The sequence below is a fragment of the Pseudomonas sp. Pseu.R1 genome (assembly GCF_045764065.1).
Lineage (GTDB): Bacteria > Pseudomonadota > Gammaproteobacteria > Pseudomonadales > Pseudomonadaceae > Aquipseudomonas.
In genome coordinates, this window is sequence record NZ_JBJGEE020000001.1 from 3,738,405 (window position 1) to 3,758,300 (window position 19,896).

Below are 19,896 nucleotides of genomic sequence, written 5' to 3' on the forward strand. Positions count from 1 at the left end.
GCATGGAAACGCGCGCAGATCTGCTGATTGTCGGGGCCGGAATGGTCGGTAGCGCACTGGCGCTGGCGCTGCAAAACAGCGGGCTGAACATTTTGGTGGTCGACGGCAGCCCGTTGACCGTCAAACCGTTCGATCACAGCGCGTCCTTCGAGCCGCGTGTCAGTGCCTTGTCCGCCGCCAGCCAGCGCATTCTTGAGCGCTTGAATGTGTGGGAGGGCATCGTTGCGCGACGCGCCAGTCCGTATGGCGAGATGCATGTCTGGGACGGCAGCGGCACCGGCAAAGTGCATTTCTCGGCGTCCAGCGTTCACGCTCAGGTGCTCGGCCATATTGTCGAAAACCGCGTGGTTCAAGATGCACTGGTCGAGCGTCTGCACGACAGCGATATCGGCCTGTTGGCCAATGCCCGGTTGGAGCAGATGCGCCGTTCCGGCGATGACTGGCTGCTGACTCTCGCCGATGGCCGCATGCTGCGAGCGCCGCTGGTGGTGGCCGCCGACGGGGCGAATTCTACTGTTCGGCGCATGACCGGCACCGCGACGCGCGAATGGGACTACATGCACCACGCCATCGTGACCAGCGTACGAACCGCCGACTCACACCGTAAAACAGCGTGGCAGCGCTTCACCGACGACGGCCCGCTGGCCTTCCTGCCGCTGGAGCGTGAAGGCGAGCATTGGTGCTCCATCGTTTGGTCGGTGACGCCGAACGAGTCCGAGCGCTTGATGAAACTTGAGGACGACGCGTTCTGTCGCGAACTTGAGAACGCGTTCGAAGGCTGTCTCGGTCAGGTCATTTCTGCAGATCCTCGCCTGTGCGTGCCGCTGCGTCAGCGTCACGCCAAACGCTACGTGGCCGAAGGGCTTGCGCTGATTGGCGATGCGGCGCACACCATCCATCCACTGGCGGGGCAAGGCGTGAACCTGGGGTTCCTCGATGCCGCGGTGCTGGCCGAAGTGCTGTACGCCGCAGTCGAGCGAGGCGAGCGGCTGGCGGATCCGAAAGTGTTGAGCCGTTACGAGCGCCGCCGCATGCCGCATAACCTGGCGCTGATGGCGGCGATGGAGGGCTTTGAGCGGCTGTTCCAGGCTGATCCGTTGCCGGTTCGCTGGCTGCGCAACACCGGCTTGAAGATGGTCGATCAATCGGCGGAGGCCAAGGCGATGTTCGTTCGCCAGGCGCTGGGGTTGACCGGGGATTTGCCGGAGTTGGCGAAGCTCTGACCCGTTATACGCGCAGAGCCGCACCTGACGAACCGCATGTTCAGGCTTTGCTGCCGCTGCGCGCGAGATCGCGGCCTCGCAAGGCTCGTGCGCTCCTACGATGGAGACGCCCGAGCCTTCGCTATCCCATCAATGCATTGCCGCGCCGCCAATCGAGGTGCGGATGCGACCCTCAACTCGGCGCTTCAGCAAGCGCTGTTCCAGCACCAGCCTCGACCCTTGCGCTGCATTGGCGCGGCCCCATTCTTCCAGCAATTCCAGGCATGAATGGTCGATGTAGCTGAGGTTGCCCAGAGGCACATGCAGCGTGGTGCCCGGTGGAACGTTGCCCAGTGCTTGCGTTAGCGCAGGCACCTTGAGGAACGTTGCAGCGCCGTTCAAACGCAGTTCCATCTCGCCTTCGGTCTCCAGGTCCACCAGGTTGATCTTCAGGCGCGAGGCGTTCAGGGCCAGTTTCACCAGCGTCAGGCCGAAGCCGATCAGCACGCCTGTCAGCAGGTCGGTCAGGATGATCGAGCTGGCCGTGGCGCCATGGATGAACATCGGCATCCGGCCATAACGCCCCAGGCCGCGTAAAGCCTTGAGGTCCACCAATTTAAAGCCGGTGTAGACCAGCACACCCGCCAAACTCGCCACCGGAATGCTTTGCAGCACGCTGGACAGCAACATCACGAATGCCAGCAGCCACAGGCCGTGAAAGATCGTCGACATGCGTGTCTTGGCGCCTGCCTGTACGTTGGCCGAGCTGCGCACGATCACGCCGGTCATTGGCAATGCACCGACCAGACCGCAGAGCATGTTACCGACGCCTTGGGCGCTGAGTTCCTTGTCGAAATCCGAGCGTCGCCCGTCATGCATGCGGTCCACCGCAGCGGCTGAGAGCAGGGTCTCGGCGCTGGCGATAAAGGCAACAGCAATTGCAGCAATCAGAATGGCCGGATTGGCCAGATTCAGCAGGTCACCTGGGCTCAGCCAGTCGATGGCTTCAGCGAGGTTGGCCGGGACTTCGACGCGGTTGACGTCCAGGCTCATGATCAGGCTCACCGCAGTCGCAATGCCCACGCCCAGCAATGCACCGGGCACAAAGCGCAGCGACTGCGGCCGACGTTTTTCCCACAGCCACATCACGGCAATGGTGCCCAGACCCAACAGACCCGCCTGCATGCCGCTGCCAGGTCCGATGGCACCGAACAGGGTTTCGGGGAACGCAATCAGGTTATCCAGCCCGGAAGGTTTCGGCCCGCTGTCGAACATCACATGGGCCTGTGAGAGCACGATCAGCACGCCGATACCTGCGAGCATTCCGTAGACCACGGCGGGGGCGGTCACCCGAAACCAGCAACCGAGCTTGAGGCGCCCAGCGACCAGTTGCAGCAACCCGGCCAGTACCAGAATCGGCCCGAGCATCGCCATGCCGTGTTCGCGCACCAGCTCGAATACCAGTACCGCCAGACCTGCCGCCGGACCACTGACCTGCAAGGGGGAACCGGCGAGAAAGCCAACTACGATGCCGCCGATGATGCCTGTGATCAGACCCTTGGCGGGTGGCATGCCCGATGCGATGGCGATTCCCATGCACAACGGCAGGGCCACCAGAAAAACGACCACGGACGCCAGCAGCTCCCGTGGCAACAACGACTTCAAATCTGTAGTAGCCATGACGACTCTCCGGAAAACTTCAGACGTGACGAGGCCCGACAGCGCGCGTCATACGCGGCCGCTAAAGGCTTGAGTGGGGGTGGAACGGCAGGCTCACGGGCGTGAGCCTGCGATCAGTCGGCGATCAGTATCGCGCGCGCGGCGGTGTCGCCGTCGGAATGGCGTGGTCGCCGTCCAGCGGCAGGAAGCGATCCTGTGCGGCGTCGTAGGCGCGGATTTCGCTGGTCTCGATGTTGTAGACCCAGCCGTGGATGAACAGCTGACCGCTGGCCAGTTTCGAAGCCACCGAAGGGTGAGTGCGCAAGTGCGTCAGTTGGGCGATGACGTTCTCTTCGGTCAGCACGTGCATGGTTTCGTGCTCGCCGGAGCAACTGCAGTTACCTTCGACGACCGTTTTGGCGACTTCGGCGTGGCGCAGCCAGGCTTTGACCGTCGGCATCTTTTCCAGCGTGTGCGGGTTGAGCACGGCGCGCATTGCACCGCAATCGGAGTGGCCGCAGATGATGATGTGCTGAACACCCAGCGCCATGACCGCGTATTCGATGGCGGTGGAGACGCCGCCGTTCATCGGGCCGTATGGCGGAACCACGTTACCGACGTTACGGGTGACGAACAGGTCGCCCGGCGAGCTTTGAGTGATCAGTTCAGGGACGATGCGCGAGTCGGCGCAGGTGATGAACATTGCGCGCGGGTGCTGAGCCGTCGCGAGCTTCTTGAACAGCTCTTCCTGTTGCGGGAAGACGTCATGACGGAAATGTTTGAAGCCGTCGACGATATGTTGCAGCGCCTCATTGGCGGATTCTGCTTTGCCCGAAGCCTGTGGAGCCGGGGCCTGAGGCTGTTTATCCCTGTTGCTCATGTCTCATCCTCTCTGTCGGATTGAAGTGGAGTTTCCAGTGATTCCTGTGGACGACCCACTTTTTTCTGGCATGACGGACAAATCCATCTGTGCGCGACCAGTTGGTCACTTGCGAAACACCTTAGCGATAAAAACTTAATTGAAGCTGAATGCATCGCTCTAGATCGCGGGTCCGGCTTAAGAAAATCTTAATCCGCAATGTTTCCAAATCCTGTAGCAGTCCGGCTTGCCGACGGCAGCGTCCGAAAATTCGCCACCGCCGACAAGCCGGACTGCTACAGGATGTGTCGCCATAATTCGTATGCGACTTTTAAGACGCTGCCTGAGTCACAACAGTGACATCTGACCGCCCGGCGGACAGAACGCTTCACAGTCCAGCCGGAAACTGTCGCGCTGGTTCAGGCCCAATTTCTTCACAGCAATACTGTAGCGCTGGGCCAGCAACTCGGCGAATACACCCTCTCCGCGCATTCGCGATCCGAAACGGCTGTCATACACCTGGCCGCCTCGACTCTGCCGAACCAGGCTCATGACGTGCTCGGCCCGCTGTGGGTAGTGCGTTTGTAACCACTCTTCGAACAGCGGGGCCACCTCCAATGGCAATCGCAGCATCACGTAGCTGGCGCTCAACGCACCGGCTGCCTTGGCCTCGGTCATGAGTTTTTCCATCTCCATGTCGTTGATCATAGGAATCATCGGCGCCAGCAAGACCCCGACCGGCACGCCTGCGTCTCGCAATACGCGGATCGCGCGCAACCTCGCCTTGGGTGCGGCCGCTCTGGGTTCAAGGATACGTTTGAGTTCATCGTCCAGCGAGGTAAGGCTGATGAACACCGACACCAGATTCAGCTTTGCCAGTTCCGCCAGAAGATCTAGATCGCGCAGAATCAGCGAGCCCTTGGTGATGATCGTGACCGGGTGGCGGTAGCGAAGCAGCACTTCGAGGGTGGCGCGGGTGATTTTGTACTCGCGTTCGATGGGCTGATACGGATCTGTATTCGCGCCGAGTGTGATGGGCGCCACGTTGTAACCGGGCTTGGATAGCTGCTGTTCGAGCAGCGCGGCGGCATTGGTTTTGGCGATCAGCTTTGTCTCGAAATCCAGGCCTGGCGACATGTCCCAATAGGCGTGGCTGGGGCGCGCGTAACAATAAATGCAGCCGTGCTCGCAGCCACGATAGGGGTTGATCGAACGGTCGAACGGGATATCCGGCGACGAATTACGCGCAATGATGCTTTTTGCGGTTTCCAGCGTAACGGTCGTGCCTTGGGTCAGCGGCGCTTCCTGATACCAGCCATCGTCTTCGGCCACCGAGCGATTGGGGGCGAAGCGATTATGGGGGTTGGTGGCAGTGCCGCGGCCACGCGGGGGCAATGGAGTAGGCATAGGCGTCTCATGAATACTGTTTTTATATACAGTATATGGAAATGATCATGAGCTCCACGTCTCGTCTTCGCGATACGGAGACGCGCCGATCAGCGGTCCAACGATCTTTTGACATTCGCCTCACACCGCCTTGACCCCTGCGCACTGAAACTCGCCGCATCTTATCCACCGCTCGCACGGTATGCCTTGATGCGCATTCGATTGATCACTTCTTTAGTCGCCACGTTTCTCCTTGCTTTGAATAGCATCGCACAGGCTGATGATGCGCAGCCCACCCCCATGCGTCCGGGGGAATGGGCGCAGCCCATCGACACGCATTACAACCTGTACGAAATCACCCCAACGCTGTATCGCAGTCGCCAGCCTGATGCGGCGGCGCTGCCATTGCTGAAAAAGTTGGGTGTCGTCACGGTGGTGGATTTCATCAAAGAGAGTGACAGCAAGTGGCTGACGGATCCGTCGGTGGCGCAGGTGCAGATTCCTTTGCAAACCGTGCATGTCGATGACGCCGACATGATCAAGAGCCTGCGCGCCATTCAGGACGCCCAACAGAAAGGTCCGGTGCTGATTCATTGCAAGCATGGGCTGGATCGTACGGGGCTGGTGTCTGCCATGTACCGCATCGTCATTCAGGGCTGGAGCAAGCAGGCGGCACTCGATGAAATGATGCACGGCGGATACGGCGACGAAGACAACCTGAAGCACGGCATCGACTACATCAACAAGGTTGACGTGGGCGCATTGAAAACCGCGCTCAACAGCGGCGCTTGCAGTACCCGCGCATTTGCCAGTTGTGCCATCAAGGGCTGGTTTCAGAAGACCGACGTTGTGGGCGTGCCGACCATACTGTGGCGCTTGTAATCCCGGCCCTGCAACATCTGGTAACGGCTGCGGACGGACTTCGTTGATGAGATTCACTACCATTTCGCCTCATTTCTCACGCAAGAGATTCCCGCATGCAGGCGAGCAAGCGTCTTATGGCTGCCCTGGTATTGACCGTGCTCGGCAGTACCGCCCAGGCCGCTGATGAAGTAGTGGTGTATTCCTCCCGTATCGACGAGCTGATCAAGCCGGTGTTCGATGCCTATACCGCCAAGACCGGTGTGAAGGTCAAGTTCATCACCGACAAGGAAGCGCCGTTGATGCAGCGCATCAAGGCCGAAGGGCAGAACGCGACCGCTGACCTGTTGCTTACCGTTGATGCGGGTAACCTCTGGCAAGCCGAGCAGATGGGCATTCTTCAGCCATTTACCTCGCCAGTGATCGATCAGAACATTCCGCCACAGTACCGCTCTTCAACCCACGCCTGGACCGGCCTGAGCTTGCGCGCGCGGACCATCGCGTACTCCTCCGACCGTGTGAAGCCTGAAGAACTGACCACTTATGAGGCCTTGGCTGACAAACAGTGGGAAGGGCGCCTGTGTCTGCGCACCGCGAAGAAGGTCTACAACCAGTCGCTGACCGCCACCTTGATCGAAACCCACGGCGCCGAGGCGTCGGAAAAGATTCTCAAGGGCTGGGTCAATAACCTGTCCACCGACGTTTTCTCGGACGATATTGCTGTGCTTGAGGCGATCAACGCCGGGCAGTGCGATGTGGGCATCGTCAACACCTATTACTATGGCCGTCTGCACAAACAGAATCCTGAGCTGGCAGTGCGTTTGTTCTGGCCAAACCAGACGGATCGCGGCGTTCACGTGAACCTGTCCGGGATCGGTTTGACCAAGTACGCCCCTCACCCCGAGGCCGCCAAAGCATTGGTGGAGTGGATGACCGGGCCTGAGGCGCAAACCATCTTCTCCGGCACCAACCAGGAATTCCCGGCCAATCCGAAAGTGGCTCCGTCGGAAGAAGTGGCGAGCTGGGGGGACTTCAAGGCCGATACGATTCCCGTGGAAATCGCCGGACGCCGTCAGGCCGAGGCCATTCGCATGATGGACCGTGCAGGTTGGAATTGAGCTGATATGCGGTCCGTAGATCTGCGATCCGGCCACGTTCGATGATTGGAGACAGATTCTGTGGAAGCGAATTCATTCGCGATTGGCCGGTACATCCGCAACATTTCCATTAGTTGTATCGCCGCATCGCGAGTGAATTCGCTCCCACGGTCCGGAGTTCCTTCTGACAGTTTTGTTGAGTAGTTCGTCTTGACCCACCCCGCCCAGCGCCGCTGGTACCCCTTGGTCTTCGCCATCGCAGCGCTGGTTCTGCTACCGCTAAGCGTACTGTTTCTTTCCTGGCAGACCATCGATCACGAAATCTGGTCGCACCTGTGGGAAACCCAGATGCCACGCCTGCTGGGCAACACCCTGACGCTCGTCATCGGTGTGGGCGTTGGTGTGACGCTTTTAGGCGTCAGCCTAGCGTGGCTGACGGCGCTGTGTGAGTTTCCAGGTCGCCGCTGGCTTGATTGGGCATTGATGCTGCCTTTTGCCATTCCTGCCTATGTGCTGGCGTTCGTTTTCGTCGGTCTGCTGGATTTTGCAGGCCCGGTGCAGACGCTGATGCGTGAATGGTTGGGCACAGGCATTCGTTTCCCTGGGGTGCGCTCGACCGGCGGGGTCATCGTCGTACTGATGCTGGTCTTCTACCCTTACGTTTATCTGCTGGCGCGCACCGCATTTCTCGCTCAGGGCAAGGGTTTGATGGAGGCCGCGCGCATTCTGGGGCAATCGCCCTGGCAGGCGTTCTGGCGCGTAGCGCTTCCTATGGCGAGACCGGCCATCGGGGCAGGCGTAGCGCTGGCATTGATGGAAACGCTCGCGGATTTTGGTGCCGTTTCGGTGTTCAACTTCGACACCTTCACTACCGCGATCTACAAAACCTGGTACGGCTTCTTCAGTCTGTCGAGTGCTGCACAGCTTGCCAGCCTGCTGCTATTGGCGGTCATGCTGGTGCTCTATGGCGAGCACCGTGCCCGAGGTGCCAGCCGCGCGAGCAACGAGCGGCCTCGGGTCAAGGCGTTGTATCACCTGCGAGGCCTGAAGGCGGCTGCGGCCAGCACATGGTGTGGATTGGTGTTTGCCTGTGCGTTCGTGGTGCCGTTGTTGCAACTGGTGGTCTGGGTCTGGCAGCGGGGGCGTTTCGATCTGGATGAGCGCTACACGGGGCTGATCCTTCATACCCTCTATCTTGGCGGTATTGCAGCGCTGGTCACCGTGAGTGTGGCGATGGTGCTGGTGTTTGCCCGCCGCCTTGCGCCGACTCGCGCGATTCGCACTGGCGTGAGTCTAGCCAACGTGGGTTATGCATTGCCGGGCTCGGTGCTGGCAGTGTCGATCATGCTCGCCTTCAGCTATCTGGATCGTGAGCTGGTGGTGCCGCTGTCCAGTTGGCTGGGAGGCGCAGGCAAACCGTTATTACTGGGCAGTCTGGCGGCGTTGGTGCTGGCCTATCTGGTGCGCTTCATCGCTGTCGCGTACGGCCCGCTGGAAAACAGCCTCTCGCGGATTCGGCCGTCGATACCGGAAGCGGCTCGCAGCCTGGGCGTCAGTGGTCCGCGATTGTTTTTCAGGATTTATCTGCCGTTGCTGATTCCTGGCACGCTGAGTGCGGCGTTGCTGGTGTTCGTCGATGTGCTCAAGGAAATGCCTGCCACCTTGCTGATGCGCCCATTTGGTTGGGACACGCTGGCCGTGCGCATCTTCGAGATGACCAGCGAAGGTGAGTGGGCGCGCGCCGCATTACCGGCCCTGACGCTGGTGGTTGTCGGTTTACTACCGGTAATTGGCCTGATCAGACGTTCCGCCAGACCGATCGGCTAGGTGCGGGGTCACCCCCTTGCGGCTACAATGCGCCGCAATCGACGCGGTCTGTCAGACAATTCCACAAATTCGCAGCAGTGTCATACCCCAAATCACGGGGGATTTGTCCTTGTTGTGCCAGGCCGTGTCTTCGCCAATCCCGGAAGGAGAAACCCATGGGAAAGCGCACACCCCTCTTTGACCTGCACCTCGCGCTGGGCGCGAAGCTGGTCGATTTTGGTGGTTGGGATATGCCGTTGCATTACGGCTCACAAGTCGAGGAACACCATCAGGTGCGTCGCGATTGCGGGATTTTCGACGTCTCGCACATGCACGTTATCGATATTACCGGCAGCCAGGCCAAGCCTTGGTTGCAGCATGTGCTGGCCAACGATGTCGGCAGATTGCAACGGACCGGGCGAGCACTTTACACCGCGATGCTCGACACTCAGGGCGGGATCGTCGACGACATGATCGTCTACCTGACGGACGAGGGGTATCGCCTGGTGGTCAATGCGGCTACGGGTGCCAAGGATCTGGCCTGGATGAGCGCCCATCGTGCCGGATTCGACGTGCACCTCACTCATCGTTCCGAACTGGCCATGCTGGCCATTCAGGGTCCCCACGCCCGGCAGAAGATCGCGGAGCTGGTCACCCAGGCCCGAACCGAACTTATCCACACCCTCCAGCCGTTCGAAGGTCAGCAAGAAGGCGACTGGTTCATCGCTCGCACCGGCTATACCGGCGAGGACGGGCTGGAGATTATTTTGCCGAGCGAACAGGCCTGTCGCTTCTTCAATGACATGGTCGGTGCGGGCATCCCGCCCATCGGTCTGGGGGCGCGCGACACGTTGCGTCTGGAAGCGGGCATGAACCTCTACGGTCAGGAAATCGATGAGCAGGTTTCACCGCTGGTCTCTAACATGGCCTGGACCGTGGCCTGGTCGCCCACTGAACGCGATTTCATCGGCCGTGCCGCGCTGGAGGCTCAGCGTGCCAAGGGCATCGAGTCGAAGCTGGTGGGGTTGGTGCTTGAAGAGCGAGGTGTTCTGCGCGCTCATCAGGTCGTCCGAATAGCGGAAGTTGGCGAAGGAGAGATCACCAGTGGTAGTTTCTCTCCTACGCTGAGCAAGTCGATTGCTTTGGCGCGCGTGCCGATGGCGACTGCCGACCGTGCCGAGGTTGAGATTCGTGGCAAGTGGTATCCGGTTCGTGTGGTTCAGCCAACCTTCGTGCGCCACGGCAAGGCCCTGATTTAACCTGTTTTCAACAGCTACCCATGGCGGGTTTTTCCGCTGACCTGATGATGTAGAGAGGATAAAAAACATGAGCAATATCCCCGCCGAACTGCGTTTTGCCGAGAGCCATGAGTGGGCGAAACAAGAGGGTGACTTGATCGTTGTCGGTATTTCCGACCACGCACAGGAAGCCTTGGGAGATGTGGTGTTCGTCGAGTTGCCGGAGATCGGCAAGGTCTTCGCGGCGGGCGATGCGGCTGGCGTCGTTGAGTCGGTAAAAGCGGCTTCCGACATCTACTCCCCAGTGGCCGGTGAAGTGGTAGAGGTCAACGAAGCACTGGGCGATGCGCCTGAAGAGCTGAACAATTCGCCATACGAGTCGTGGATCTTCAAGGTCAAGCCAAGCGATGCGGCTGGCGACTTGGCCAAACTGCTGGACGCTGCGGGCTACAAGGCTGTTATCGGCGAGTAACTTGCCGAATACAACCATTGTTGGAGCCGTCTTGGTGCGGGCGGCTCCAACACGGTTGGTATCGTTAAACCGTTACTGCTCAGCGACCAGATTCTTCGCCAGAATCGCGTTAGCCAACTCCATGTCCGAGGCGTTCAGGCCCGGATTATCCTTGCGTACCTGGTCCAGAGCAGCTTCCAGATACGGGCCACGAATGGCGCCGTCGCTGGCAACGAAGCTGCCCGCGTCGTCCTGTGCGGCAACGATCAGTTTGTGGTGGCGGAAAGTCAGGTAGGTCGAGCCCGTGGTGGCGCCGGACGAAATGACATCACGCAGGAAGCCGTCAGCCGTGGCTGAACCGATCGGCAGAGAAAGCAGGGCTAATGTGGCAACAGCGAGTTTTAGACGCATGACGGGTTACTCCGACTTTGGGGTTGTTCTGAAACGATTTGATACGCCCCGCCTCAATCAAGTTCCGTACGCACTGCAAACCTGTAGGAGTGAATTCATTCGCGATTGGCCGGTACATTCAATGCATCTCCATCGTCGGTACCGCCACATCGCGAATGAATTCGCTCCCACAGGTCAGCCGTCGTAAGTCACAAAGTCTCTACCTTCAAAATCGCCCCGTCCTGAGCGACGACCTTGACCCGGTCGCCTGCAGGCGTGTCAGGGCCGACGACCATCCAGACCCCGTCGCCCACCTTGATTTTGCCCCGTCCGCCAACAATCGCGTCGTGAACGACGAAAGTTCGGCCAATCAGTTCCGAACCGCGCATGTTCAGCCCCGGTTGATCGGATTTGCGCCACACGCTGCGCTGGCGTCGCCACCAGTACAGCGCCGTGAGTACCGAAAACACCGCAAACAGCAGGAACTGCACCTCCCAGCTCATCGCCGGGATGATGTAGGTGAGGATGCCGACGGCAGCCGCTGCAACGCCGATCCACAGCAGATACCCGCCTGCGCCGAACACTTCCAGGATCAACAGCACGGTGCCAAGCCCCAGCCAGTCCCAGAATGACAGGTCTTGCAGGTAGTCCCACATGGCTTAAACCCGCTTGCCGGTATCGGTTTTCGGCTTGTCGAAGGTCGCTTTGACGATCTCGCCAATGCCGCCCACCGCGCCAATCATCTGGCTAGCCTCCAGTGGCATGAGAATCACTTTGCTGTTATTGGCTGCCGACAGTTTGCCCAATGCGTCAATGTATTTCTGCGCGACAAAATAATTGATGGCCTGTACATCGCCCGCAGCGATAGCCTCGGACACCACCTGAGTTGCCCGGGCTTCTGCTTCGGCTTGACGCTCGCGGGCTTCGGATTCCAGAAATGCGGCCTGACGCTCACCTTCTGCTTCAAGAATCTGCGCCTGCTTCTTGCCCTCGGCGGTAAGGATTGCCGATGCGCGCAGACCTTCTGCTTCGAGAATCTGCGCGCGCTTGATCCGCTCGGCTTTCATCTGCCCGGACATCGCCGCCATCAGATCGGCGGGTGGGCTGATGTCCTTGATCTCAATCCGAGTGATCTTGATTCCCCACGGCGCCGTGGCTTCATCGACGATGCGCAGCAGGCGCTCGTTGATGCCGTCGCGCTGGCTGAGCATGGCGTCCAGCTCCATGGAACCCAGCACGGTACGGATGTTGGTTTGCAGCAGGTTGCGAATGGCGTGTTGCAGATTGTTGACCTCATAGGCCGCCTGAGCGCAGTTGACTACCTGATAGAAACAGACTGCGTCGATCTGAACCGTCGCGTTATCGGATGTGATCACTTCCTGTGGCGGGATGTCCAACACGGTTTCCATCATGTTGATCTTGTGGCCGATGCGGTCCATCACCGGGACGATGATGTTCAGGCCGGGTTTGAGCGTATTGGTGTAACGCCCGAAGCGCTCGACGGTCCATTGATAGCCCTGAGGCACCACTTTGAACCCCATGAAGACGATGGCGATGGCCAGCGCGACGAAGAGTAAAACCACACTACCGATTTGCATAACGTATCCCTGTTGGTTGCTGCTGATAAAAATGCGATCCGGCAGAGAATACGGCGTTCGGAATCCACTCTGCGACTGTTTGTTGTAAACGTCCGTTGTTGGAACGTAGGCGTCAGCGCTGTTCGCTCTGCGGCGTCACCCGCAGCACTTCTTCAAGCGTAGTCATTCCGGCAGCCACTTTCTGAGCCCCGGACAGTCGTAGACTGCGCATACCGTCCTTGAAGGCTTGCCTGCGCAGGGCGGTGAGGTCCAGATCCGCGGTGATCAGGGATTTCACGGCGTCGGACATCAGCATGATTTCGTAAACCCCTGCACGGCCCCTGTAACCCGTGTCGCGGCATTCGGCGCAGCCCACCGCCCGATGGGCGTTGCCAGGCACAGGCGCCTGCCAGGGTCGGGTCAGGGTTTGCCAGTCGACCTCGTCTATCTCCATGGGGGCTTTGCAATGCGGGCAGAGCGTACGCACCAGACGCTGGGCCATCACCCCGAGAATCGTCGCCTTGAGCAAATAGTGCGGAACGCCCAGTTCCAGCAGGCGGCTGATGGCGCTGGGGGCGTCGTTGGTGTGCAGCGTCGAGAGCACCAGGTGGCCGGTCAGCGCGGCCTGAATGGCCATTTCAGCGGTTTCCAGGTCGCGGATCTCGCCAATCATGATGATGTCCGGGTCCTGGCGCATCAGCGCGCGCACGCCGCTGGCAAAGGTCAGATCAATGTTGTGCTGCACCTGCATCTGATTGAAGGCGGGTTCGACCATTTCGATGGGATCCTCAATGGTGCAGAGGTTCACTTCCGAGGTCGCCAGTTTCTTGAGTGTGGTGTAAAGCGTCGTGGTTTTGCCGGACCCCGTCGGCCCGGTCACCAGAATGATGCCGTTGGGTTGATGGGTCATGCCCTCCCAGCGGCGCAGGTCGTCGCTGGAAAACCCCAGTTGATCGAAGTCCTTGAGCAACACTTCGGGGTCGAAGATCCGCATCACCATTTTTTCGCCGAACGCGGTCGGCAGCGTCGACAGGCGCAGCTCCACTTCGCCGCCATCCGGGGTCTTGGTCTTGACCCGGCCGTCTTGAGGTTTGCGCTTCTCGGCAACGTTCATTCGGCCCAGGCTCTTGAGGCGGCTGGTGACGGCCATCGTGACTTGTGGCGGAAACTGATAGACGTTGTGCAGCACGCCGTCGATGCGGAAACGTACGCTCCCCGCTTCGCGCCGAGGCTCGATGTGAATATCACTGGCTCGCTGCTGGTAGGCGTACTGGAACAGCCAGTCGACGATGTTGACGATGTGCGCGTCGTTGGCGTCCGGTTCCTGATCGCTGGCGCCGAGTTTGAGCAACTGTTCGAAGTTGCCCACGCCGCTGATTTTCTGATCGGTCGCGCTGGCCCCGCTGACCGATTTGGCCAGCCGGTAGAACTCGACGGCCAGTTTTTGAACATCCAGCGGGTTGGCGACGACGCGCTTGATCGGCATTTTCAACACATGCATCAGGTCCGCTTCCCACGCCTTAACGTAGGGCTGGGCGCTGGCGATGGTCACGCATTCGCGGTCTACCGCCACCGCCAGGATCTTGTGACGCTGGGCGAATGCATAGGACATCAAAGGTGTCACCGCTGCGACATTGATCTTCAGCGGGTCGATGCGCATGTAAGGCTGACCGGACTGCTCGGCCAGCCACGCGGTGAGGGTTTCCAGATCGAGCTTTCTGCCGGGGCGTTTGAGGTTGTCGAACTGCTGGGCGGCAATGAACTCCAGCGGGTGCGTTTGCAGGTTTTGTGCGGTGCGGCGCAGGGTTAGCGCGTATTCGGCGTTGTCCTGGTTGAGATATTCCTGCGCGACGAGGTCACGCAGCAATTCGTTCAGATCCAGCCAGCGGTCCTGGGACGAAGGGGCAAGGACGGACATGCGGGCTCCTTTGGACGAGACGGCTTACTTCGTTGGTAAGCAAGAGTAGTCCCAAGCGTGCCAGTTGTTGCGTCCTGCAGGTAGTGAAGCGTTGCCAATATTTTCGGCGCGCTCAACCGACAGCGAGTGAGACGGGCTCGGATAGGACGTGCAAATCGCTGATCGGTTCCAGTGTCACTGAGCAAACATTGATCAAATTGCGCATTTTTTCACCAATCACCTGCGCGCGATGCCAGGTCATGCCGTCCACTTCGGCTTCGATCATCAACATGCCTTCCTGCTGCATAACACTGACCTGTTGCGGGACTAGGTACTGCATGGCGAACAGGTTCAGCACGCGGCAAATCAAGTCAGGCTCGGCCTCGGCAAGAATCTGATAACGCGACCGGCAATGGGCGTTACTGGCGCCCCAGGCATCTGGACGAAGTGCAGGCGGGGTGACGGCTTCGAGGTGCGGCATGCTGAACTCTCCTGTTTTCGCCGCTGGGCTGACTGGGCGGTGGCGAGCTGTTTGAGTGAGAGGAATTTTTACATGCCAGAAAAGAAATTTCTGATCCATAATCGACAGAATTAGGTTATTTACGAATTGTTATTGCGCATGCTGTCTTTGTGGAGAATTATTTATGCAAATCGAGCTGGATGCTTATGACCGCAAGATCCTGGCGCTGCTGCAAGAGGATGCGTCCCTGTCCAGCGCGCAGATTGCCGAGCAGGTGGGTTTGTCCCAGTCGCCCTGTTGGCGCCGGATTCAGCGGCTAAAGGATGAAGGGGTCATTCGGCGGCAGGTGACATTGCTGGATCGCAAGAAAATCGGGCTGAACACGCAAATCTTCGCCGAGGTAAAGCTCAACGCCCATGGCCGCTCGAACTTCACGGAATTCACCGAAGCGATTCGTGGGTTTCCCGAGGTATTGGAATGTTATGTGCTGATGGGGTCTGTGGATTTCCTGCTGCGCATCGTGACGCCGGACATCGAAGCCTATGAACGGTTTTTCTTCGAGAAGCTGTCGCTGGTGCCGGGGATTCAGGAGGTGAATTCGACCGTGGCGCTGTCGGAGATCAAATCGACGACGAGTTTGCCGATCATCCGGTGATGAAGGGCCTGTAGGAGCGCGCTTGCCCGCGATTGCAGTGTGTCAGTAGATATATTCGTATCAGACAGACAGCAATCGCGGGCAAGCGCGCTCCTACAGGATTGGAGTTGCGTATTAGATTTTGAGCAACACCTTCCACGCCCGGCTTTGCAGCACGGTGATGGTCTGTTGCACGCGGGCTTCGAGGACTTCGTCAGTGATATCCAGATGCGCCAGTTGTTCCAGCTTGTTCAGCTCGCCATACAGACGGTCCAGTTCCGGCAACTCCAGCGTCTGACGAGCGTAGTGCAGCCACACCTGAATCCGCTCGATACGCGGCAGTTGTTCGGCGAGGTCTTCCGGCTGTTGCTGATAACGCGCAAGGTTCAGCGCTGTGGCTTCGTCGCCCAGGAAACGTGGCACCCAACTGCTGAGCATCGCGTTGCCCAGGCGGTTGCCACGGTTGTTGCGCTCCACTGCCCAACTGCGCTTCATCAGCCAGCGTGACGTAGTCAGCGAGAACAGACCCCAGCGCGTGTCCTCCAGTTCTTCGATGAACTGCTCATGGGCAGCGGCGCGCACGTCGGCGTCTTCCTGACCGGCCTGGACCAGCGTACGCCAGTCTTCGAGCAGGGCATCCAGCGCGGCGCGCAAGTCGTGAGTCGTGGCGCGTGGCGCTGCTTGACCGAGGCTGCCGGTCAGCGCGCGCAGCTCGGCGAGCACATCGACCCAGTCCTGCAACAAACTCCAGTGCCCGTTGAAACGGTATTGCTCGGCCAACCGCTGGCTGCTACCCAGCAGATACCAAGCCAGGGCGCTGTAGGCATCGTCCACCGACGTTTCGGCGTGCAGCTCCGGCACCGGCAGTTTGATGGTGTAGGTGCTGGCGTCGAACAGGCGATAGCCGCGCTCGGCCTTGCTGATGTCACACGGCATCAGCGGCAGCTTTTCCGCCAGTTCAGCGGCCAGTTCCAGCAAGGCGGCAGGCTCGCCTTCACGCAGTTCCAGTTCCAGCTCGCAGATTTCTTCCTTCTGCTTGCCCACGATGACGTGGCCCAGATCCAGCGCCGCCTCGATCACGACCTTGGACTTACCACGGCCCCAAGCAATCTCGGCCTTCTCACGCACGAAGTCGGTGGTGAACAGCGGCTTGATGGTTTTCTTGTCCAGATTCGCCAGTTGTTCAGGCCAGCATTCGCCGTCGAGTTTTTTCACATCGAGCTTGGCTTTGGGCAGGTCCCAGTTGTACTCGTTGCGCTCGGACAGGCCAGCAACGCTCTGGCCGCGAGTCTTGAGGGTCTGGATGATCGCGTCGCCATCCTTGCGCAAGCGCAGTGCGACTTTGGCCTGAGCCAGTTCGCGCTCAGGGGTGTCGAAATACTGATTGAACAGTTCCAGCCGCTCCCAGCCGCTTTTATTGCGCTTCTTCAGCAATGGGTGGTCGCGCAGGGCGCTGAGGGTTTCGCGGCTGACGCGGAGTTTGATTTCGGTTTCTTTCTGCATGGCCGGGAATCCAGACGCTCGAGTGCTGATAACAGGAGACGCAGCGGGAATCGACACCGCCGCGTGGGTTGTGCAGTGTACAGGACATCACCTCGACAGTTTATTCCTGCTGTCCAATCACCCTATGATGGTTCGCAGCACGAGAGGAGTCGCCTATGCCGTTGCCGTCCATGAAAGACCAGTTCGCCGCCCTGATCGCCGCGCCATCAGTGAGCTGTACGCAACCTGCGCTGGATCAATCCAACCGCACCGTCATCGATCTGTTGGCCACCTGGCTGGGAGATCTGGGGTTCAACTGCGACATCCAGGAAGTCAGCCCCGGCAAGTTCAACTTGTTGGCGACCTTCGGCTCAGGTCCCGGCGGGCTAGTGCTCTCCGGGCACAGCGACACCGTTCCCTACGACGATGCGTTGTGGAAGACCGATCCGCTGAAGCTGACGGAAGTTGACAACAGTTGGGTAGGCCTGGGCAGTTGCGACATGAAGGGCTTTTTCGCGCTGGCCATCGAGGCGCTCCAGCCGTTGCTCGACAAACCGTTCAAACAGCCGTTGATCATTCTCGCGACGTGCGATGAAGAAAGCTCAATGTCCGGCGCCAAGGCGCTGGCCGCGGCAGGTGGCGTGCTGGGGCGCGCAGCGGTAATCGGCGAGCCGACGGGCCTGAAGCCGATTCGCTTGCACAAAGGCGTGATGATGGAGCGCATTGAGATTTTGGGCCGCAGCGGCCACTCGTCGGACCCGAGCCTGGGCCACAGCGCCCTCGAAGCCATGTACGACGCCATTGGCGCGCTCAAGGGGCTGCGTCAGCAATGGCAGACGCAGTTCAATAATCCACAATTCAGCGTGCCCCAGCCGACGATGAACTTCGGTTGCATCCATGGCGGCGACAACCCCAATCGCATTTGCGGCCAGTGTTCGCTGGAGTTCGACCTGCGTCCGTTGCCGGGGATGGATCCGGAAATGCTGCGCGCGGCGATCCGACAGAAGTTGCAACCGCTGGCCGAGCAGCATCAGGTGCAGATCGATTACGCGCCACTGTTCTCGGAAGTCGCACCGTTCGAACAGAGTGCTGACGCGGAACTGGTACGGGTGGCCGAGCGTCTGACCGGTCATACGGCTGAAGCGGTGGCATTTGGCACCGAAGCGCCTTATCTTCAGCGCCTTGGTTGCGAAACCATTGTATTGGGGCCAGGCGACATCGCCTGCGCGCACCAGCCTGGTGAGTATCTTGAAATGTCACGTTTGCAGCCTACAGTGCGTCTGCTACGTCAATTGATCGAACATTACTGCCTGACCACCCCTTGAGTGCGGTTCGTGAGTCAGTCCAAAACCAGAAGGAGAGTACGCGTGTTGCGACGCCTGTTCCGACGATAAAGCTCATGCCGCTGTGAGTGTTTACCTTTCGTCCCTCTTTGCTACAGGCCTTTTTGGATATGCCCGATTACGTCAATTGGCTCCGCCACGCGTCTCCCTACATCAATGCCCACCGGGATTGCACCTTCATCGTCATGCTCCCGGGCGATGGCGTTGAACACCCGAATTTCGGCAACATCGTTCACGATCTGGTGCTGTTGCACAGCCTTGGCGTGCGGCTGGTGCTGGTTCACGGCTCCCGTCCGCAGATTGAAAGCCGTCTGGCGGCGCGCGGCATCACGCCGCATTTTCATCGCGACATGCGTGTCACGGACTCGGCCACGCTGGAGTGCGTGATCGACGCCGTTGGCGCATTGCGTATTGCTATCGAAGCGCGTCTGTCGATGGACATGGCCGCCTCGCCGATGCAGGGGTCGCGCTTGCGTGTGACCGGTGGCAATTTCGTCACAGCGCGCCCGATCGGCGTGCTGGAAGGCGTCGATTACCAGCACACAGGCGAAGTGCGCCGGATCGACCGCAAAGGTATCAATCGCCTGCTCGACGAGCGCTCCATCGTGCTGCTGTCGCCTCTGGGGTATTCGCCGACCGGAGAAATCTTCAATTTGGCCTGCGAAGACGTCGCCACCCGCGCGGCGGTCGATCTCGGCGCAGAGAAGCTGCTGTTGTTCGGCGCCGAATCGGGCCTGATGGACGAGCAGGGGCGTCTGGTGCGCGAGCTGCGTCCACAGCAGATCCCGGCGCACCTTCAACGTTTGGGTAACAACTACCAGGCCGAGCTGCTGGACGCGGCCGCTCAGGCCTGCCGTGGTGGCGTTGCGCGTAGCCATATCGTCAGCTACGCCGAAGATGGCGCGCTGTTGTCCGAGCTCTTCACCCGTGCGGGTGGCGGCACGCTGGTGGCGCAGGAGCAGTTCGAGTTGGTGCGTGAGGCATCGATTGGTGACGTCGGTGGCTTGATCGACCTGATCACGCCGCTGGAAGAGCAGGGCATTCTGGTGCGTCGCTCCCGCGAGGTGCTGGAACGCGAGATCGAACAGTTCAGCGTGGTCGAGCGTGAGGGGTTGATCATCGCCTGCGCGGCGTTGTACCCGATTGCCGATTCCGAGGCCGGTGAGCTGGCGTGTCTGGCAGTGAATCCCGAGTATCGTCACGGCGGGCGCGGTGACGAGTTGCTGGAGCGCATTGAAGAGCGGGCGAAGGCGCAAGGGCTGAAAACCCTGTTCGTTCTCACCACCCGCACGGCGCATTGGTTCCGTGAGCGTGGGTTCGAGCCAAGCAGTGTTGATCGCCTGCCGAGCGCTCGGGCGTCGCTGTACAACTACCAGCGCAATTCGAAGATTTTCGAGAAGGCGATTTAAGCGCAGTTACAGCGTGATATGTGCCGGACGCAAATCCTGTGGGAGCCGGCTTGCTGGCGAAGGCAGAGTGTCAGTCGCCCTTTGCGTATCTGACGCAACGCATTCGCCAGCAAGCCGGCTCCCACAAAGGGCGGATCTGTGTAGT

18 protein-coding genes are annotated in these 19,896 nt (G+C 59.8%); 9 read left to right on the plus strand and 9 right to left on the minus strand.

What is annotated here, in order from left to right:
* The first annotated feature begins 2 nt into the window (after positions 1 to 2).
* Positions 3 to 1,223, plus strand: coding sequence for a 2-octaprenyl-3-methyl-6-methoxy-1,4-benzoquinol hydroxylase (locus ACI5GA_RS17350; protein ID WP_421423527.1), 1,221 nt, complete (start codon positions 3 to 5; stop codon positions 1,221 to 1,223).
* 129 nt (positions 1,224 to 1,352) lie between these two features.
* Here the strand turns inward: ACI5GA_RS17350 and ACI5GA_RS17355 are convergent, their stop codons facing one another.
* From ACI5GA_RS17355 to ACI5GA_RS17365, 3 genes are all read right to left on the minus strand, one after another.
* Positions 1,353 to 2,882, minus strand: coding sequence for a SulP family inorganic anion transporter (locus ACI5GA_RS17355; protein WP_421423528.1), 1,530 nt, complete (start codon positions 2,880 to 2,882; stop codon positions 1,353 to 1,355).
* 124 nt (positions 2,883 to 3,006) lie between these two features.
* Positions 3,007 to 3,741, minus strand: a complete 735-nt coding sequence (locus tag ACI5GA_RS17360; protein WP_404635297.1) for a carbonic anhydrase — start codon at positions 3,739 to 3,741, stop codon at positions 3,007 to 3,009.
* Positions 3,742 to 4,068: 327 nt separating this feature from the next.
* Positions 4,069 to 5,127, minus strand: coding sequence for a PA0069 family radical SAM protein (locus tag ACI5GA_RS17365; RefSeq protein WP_421423529.1), 1,059 nt, complete (start codon positions 5,125 to 5,127; stop codon positions 4,069 to 4,071).
* Positions 5,128 to 5,316: 189 nt separating this feature from the next.
* Here ACI5GA_RS17365 and ACI5GA_RS17370 point away from each other — a divergent pair, with 189 nt between their 5' ends.
* From ACI5GA_RS17370 to gcvH, 5 genes are all read left to right on the plus strand, one after another.
* Entirely contained in the window at positions 5,317 to 5,988 is a 672-nt protein-coding gene (locus ACI5GA_RS17370) for a dual specificity protein phosphatase family protein (protein ID WP_421423530.1), read from the plus strand.
* A 95-nt stretch (positions 5,989 to 6,083) separates the two neighbouring features.
* Positions 6,084 to 7,085: an extracellular solute-binding protein gene (locus ACI5GA_RS17375; protein ID WP_421423531.1), complete on the plus strand. Its 1,002-nt coding sequence runs from the start codon at positions 6,084 to 6,086 to the stop codon at positions 7,083 to 7,085.
* A gap of 189 nt (positions 7,086 to 7,274) precedes the next feature.
* Complete coding sequence (locus tag ACI5GA_RS17380; RefSeq protein WP_421423533.1) at positions 7,275 to 8,891, plus strand: ABC transporter permease; 1,617 nt, start codon at positions 7,275 to 7,277, stop codon at positions 8,889 to 8,891.
* 155 nt (positions 8,892 to 9,046) lie between these two features.
* A complete protein-coding gene (gene gcvT / locus ACI5GA_RS17385) occupies positions 9,047 to 10,129 on the plus strand; it encodes a glycine cleavage system aminomethyltransferase GcvT (protein WP_404635287.1) in 1,083 nt (360 codons plus the stop codon).
* Between the two features lie 67 nt (positions 10,130 to 10,196).
* Positions 10,197 to 10,580 carry a glycine cleavage system protein GcvH gene (gcvH, locus tag ACI5GA_RS17390; protein ID WP_404635285.1) on the plus strand — a complete coding sequence of 128 codons (384 nt, stop codon included), beginning with the start codon at positions 10,197 to 10,199 and terminating at the stop codon, positions 10,578 to 10,580.
* A 72-nt stretch (positions 10,581 to 10,652) separates the two neighbouring features.
* On the opposite strand, the gene ACI5GA_RS17395 is transcribed toward gcvH, so the two are convergent.
* The 5 genes from ACI5GA_RS17395 to ACI5GA_RS17415 form a co-directional block, all read right to left on the minus strand.
* The gene (locus ACI5GA_RS17395; RefSeq protein WP_421423535.1) at positions 10,653 to 10,970 is read right to left on the minus strand and encodes a DUF2388 domain-containing protein; all 318 of its coding nucleotides are present in this window, start codon (positions 10,968 to 10,970) and stop codon (positions 10,653 to 10,655) included.
* A gap of 188 nt (positions 10,971 to 11,158) precedes the next feature.
* Entirely contained in the window at positions 11,159 to 11,605 is a 447-nt protein-coding gene (locus ACI5GA_RS17400; RefSeq protein ID WP_404635281.1) for an NfeD family protein, read from the minus strand.
* A gap of 3 nt (positions 11,606 to 11,608) precedes the next feature.
* The gene (locus ACI5GA_RS17405) at positions 11,609 to 12,547 is read right to left on the minus strand and encodes an SPFH domain-containing protein (protein ID WP_404635279.1); all 939 of its coding nucleotides are present in this window, start codon (positions 12,545 to 12,547) and stop codon (positions 11,609 to 11,611) included.
* A gap of 112 nt (positions 12,548 to 12,659) precedes the next feature.
* Positions 12,660 to 14,444 carry a GspE/PulE family protein gene (locus ACI5GA_RS17410; RefSeq protein WP_404635277.1) on the minus strand — a complete coding sequence of 595 codons (1,785 nt, stop codon included), beginning with the start codon at positions 14,442 to 14,444 and terminating at the stop codon, positions 12,660 to 12,662.
* 112 nt (positions 14,445 to 14,556) lie between these two features.
* Positions 14,557 to 14,904, minus strand: coding sequence for a hypothetical protein (locus ACI5GA_RS17415; protein ID WP_421423537.1), 348 nt, complete (start codon positions 14,902 to 14,904; stop codon positions 14,557 to 14,559).
* A 163-nt stretch (positions 14,905 to 15,067) separates the two neighbouring features.
* On the opposite strand from ACI5GA_RS17415, the gene ACI5GA_RS17420 reads away from it, so the two are divergent.
* Positions 15,068 to 15,538, plus strand: a complete 471-nt coding sequence (locus ACI5GA_RS17420; protein WP_404635275.1) for an Lrp/AsnC family transcriptional regulator — start codon at positions 15,068 to 15,070, stop codon at positions 15,536 to 15,538.
* Between the two features lie 114 nt (positions 15,539 to 15,652).
* Here the strand turns inward: ACI5GA_RS17420 and ACI5GA_RS17425 are convergent, their stop codons facing one another.
* Entirely contained in the window at positions 15,653 to 17,020 is a 1,368-nt protein-coding gene (locus ACI5GA_RS17425) for an inorganic triphosphatase (RefSeq protein ID WP_421423538.1), read from the minus strand.
* 155 nt (positions 17,021 to 17,175) lie between these two features.
* On the opposite strand from ACI5GA_RS17425, the gene argE reads away from it, so the two are divergent.
* A complete protein-coding gene (gene argE, locus ACI5GA_RS17430; RefSeq protein WP_421423539.1) occupies positions 17,176 to 18,324 on the plus strand; it encodes an acetylornithine deacetylase in 1,149 nt (382 codons plus the stop codon).
* Between the two features lie 128 nt (positions 18,325 to 18,452).
* Complete coding sequence (gene argA, locus ACI5GA_RS17435) at positions 18,453 to 19,751, plus strand: amino-acid N-acetyltransferase (RefSeq protein ID WP_404635269.1); 1,299 nt, start codon at positions 18,453 to 18,455, stop codon at positions 19,749 to 19,751.
* Positions 19,752 to 19,896: the final 145 nt, after the last annotated feature.

Excerpts from the sequence above, each read along its gene's own strand:
- ACI5GA_RS17395 (WP_421423535.1), bottom strand. The coding sequence starts at position 10,970 with ATGCGTCTAAAACTCGCTGTTGCCACATTAGCCCTGCTTTCTCTGCCG.
- ACI5GA_RS17350 (WP_421423527.1), top strand. The coding sequence starts at position 3 with ATGGAAACGCGCGCAGATCTGCTGATTGTCGGGGCCGGAATGGTCGGT.
- ACI5GA_RS17375 (WP_421423531.1), top strand. The coding sequence starts at position 6,084 with ATGCAGGCGAGCAAGCGTCTTATGGCTGCCCTGGTATTGACCGTGCTC.
- ACI5GA_RS17400 (WP_404635281.1), bottom strand. The coding sequence starts at position 11,605 with ATGTGGGACTACCTGCAAGACCTGTCATTCTGGGACTGGCTGGGGCTT.
- gcvH (WP_404635285.1), top strand. The coding sequence starts at position 10,197 with ATGAGCAATATCCCCGCCGAACTGCGTTTTGCCGAGAGCCATGAGTGG.
- ACI5GA_RS17420 (WP_404635275.1), top strand. The coding sequence starts at position 15,068 with ATGCAAATCGAGCTGGATGCTTATGACCGCAAGATCCTGGCGCTGCTG.
- ACI5GA_RS17405 (WP_404635279.1), bottom strand. The coding sequence starts at position 12,547 with ATGCAAATCGGTAGTGTGGTTTTACTCTTCGTCGCGCTGGCCATCGCC.
- ACI5GA_RS17415 (WP_421423537.1), bottom strand. The coding sequence starts at position 14,904 with ATGCCGCACCTCGAAGCCGTCACCCCGCCTGCACTTCGTCCAGATGCC.
- ACI5GA_RS17360 (WP_404635297.1), bottom strand. The coding sequence starts at position 3,741 with ATGAGCAACAGGGATAAACAGCCTCAGGCCCCGGCTCCACAGGCTTCG.
- argE (WP_421423539.1), top strand. The coding sequence starts at position 17,176 with ATGCCGTTGCCGTCCATGAAAGACCAGTTCGCCGCCCTGATCGCCGCG.
- ACI5GA_RS17425 (WP_421423538.1), bottom strand. The coding sequence starts at position 17,020 with ATGCAGAAAGAAACCGAAATCAAACTCCGCGTCAGCCGCGAAACCCTC.
- gcvT (WP_404635287.1), top strand. The coding sequence starts at position 9,047 with ATGGGAAAGCGCACACCCCTCTTTGACCTGCACCTCGCGCTGGGCGCG.
- ACI5GA_RS17370 (WP_421423530.1), top strand. The coding sequence starts at position 5,317 with ATGCGCATTCGATTGATCACTTCTTTAGTCGCCACGTTTCTCCTTGCT.
- ACI5GA_RS17365 (WP_421423529.1), bottom strand. The coding sequence starts at position 5,127 with ATGCCTACTCCATTGCCCCCGCGTGGCCGCGGCACTGCCACCAACCCC.
- argA (WP_404635269.1), top strand. The coding sequence starts at position 18,453 with ATGCCCGATTACGTCAATTGGCTCCGCCACGCGTCTCCCTACATCAAT.
- ACI5GA_RS17410 (WP_404635277.1), bottom strand. The coding sequence starts at position 14,444 with ATGTCCGTCCTTGCCCCTTCGTCCCAGGACCGCTGGCTGGATCTGAAC.
- ACI5GA_RS17355 (WP_421423528.1), bottom strand. The coding sequence starts at position 2,882 with ATGGCTACTACAGATTTGAAGTCGTTGTTGCCACGGGAGCTGCTGGCG.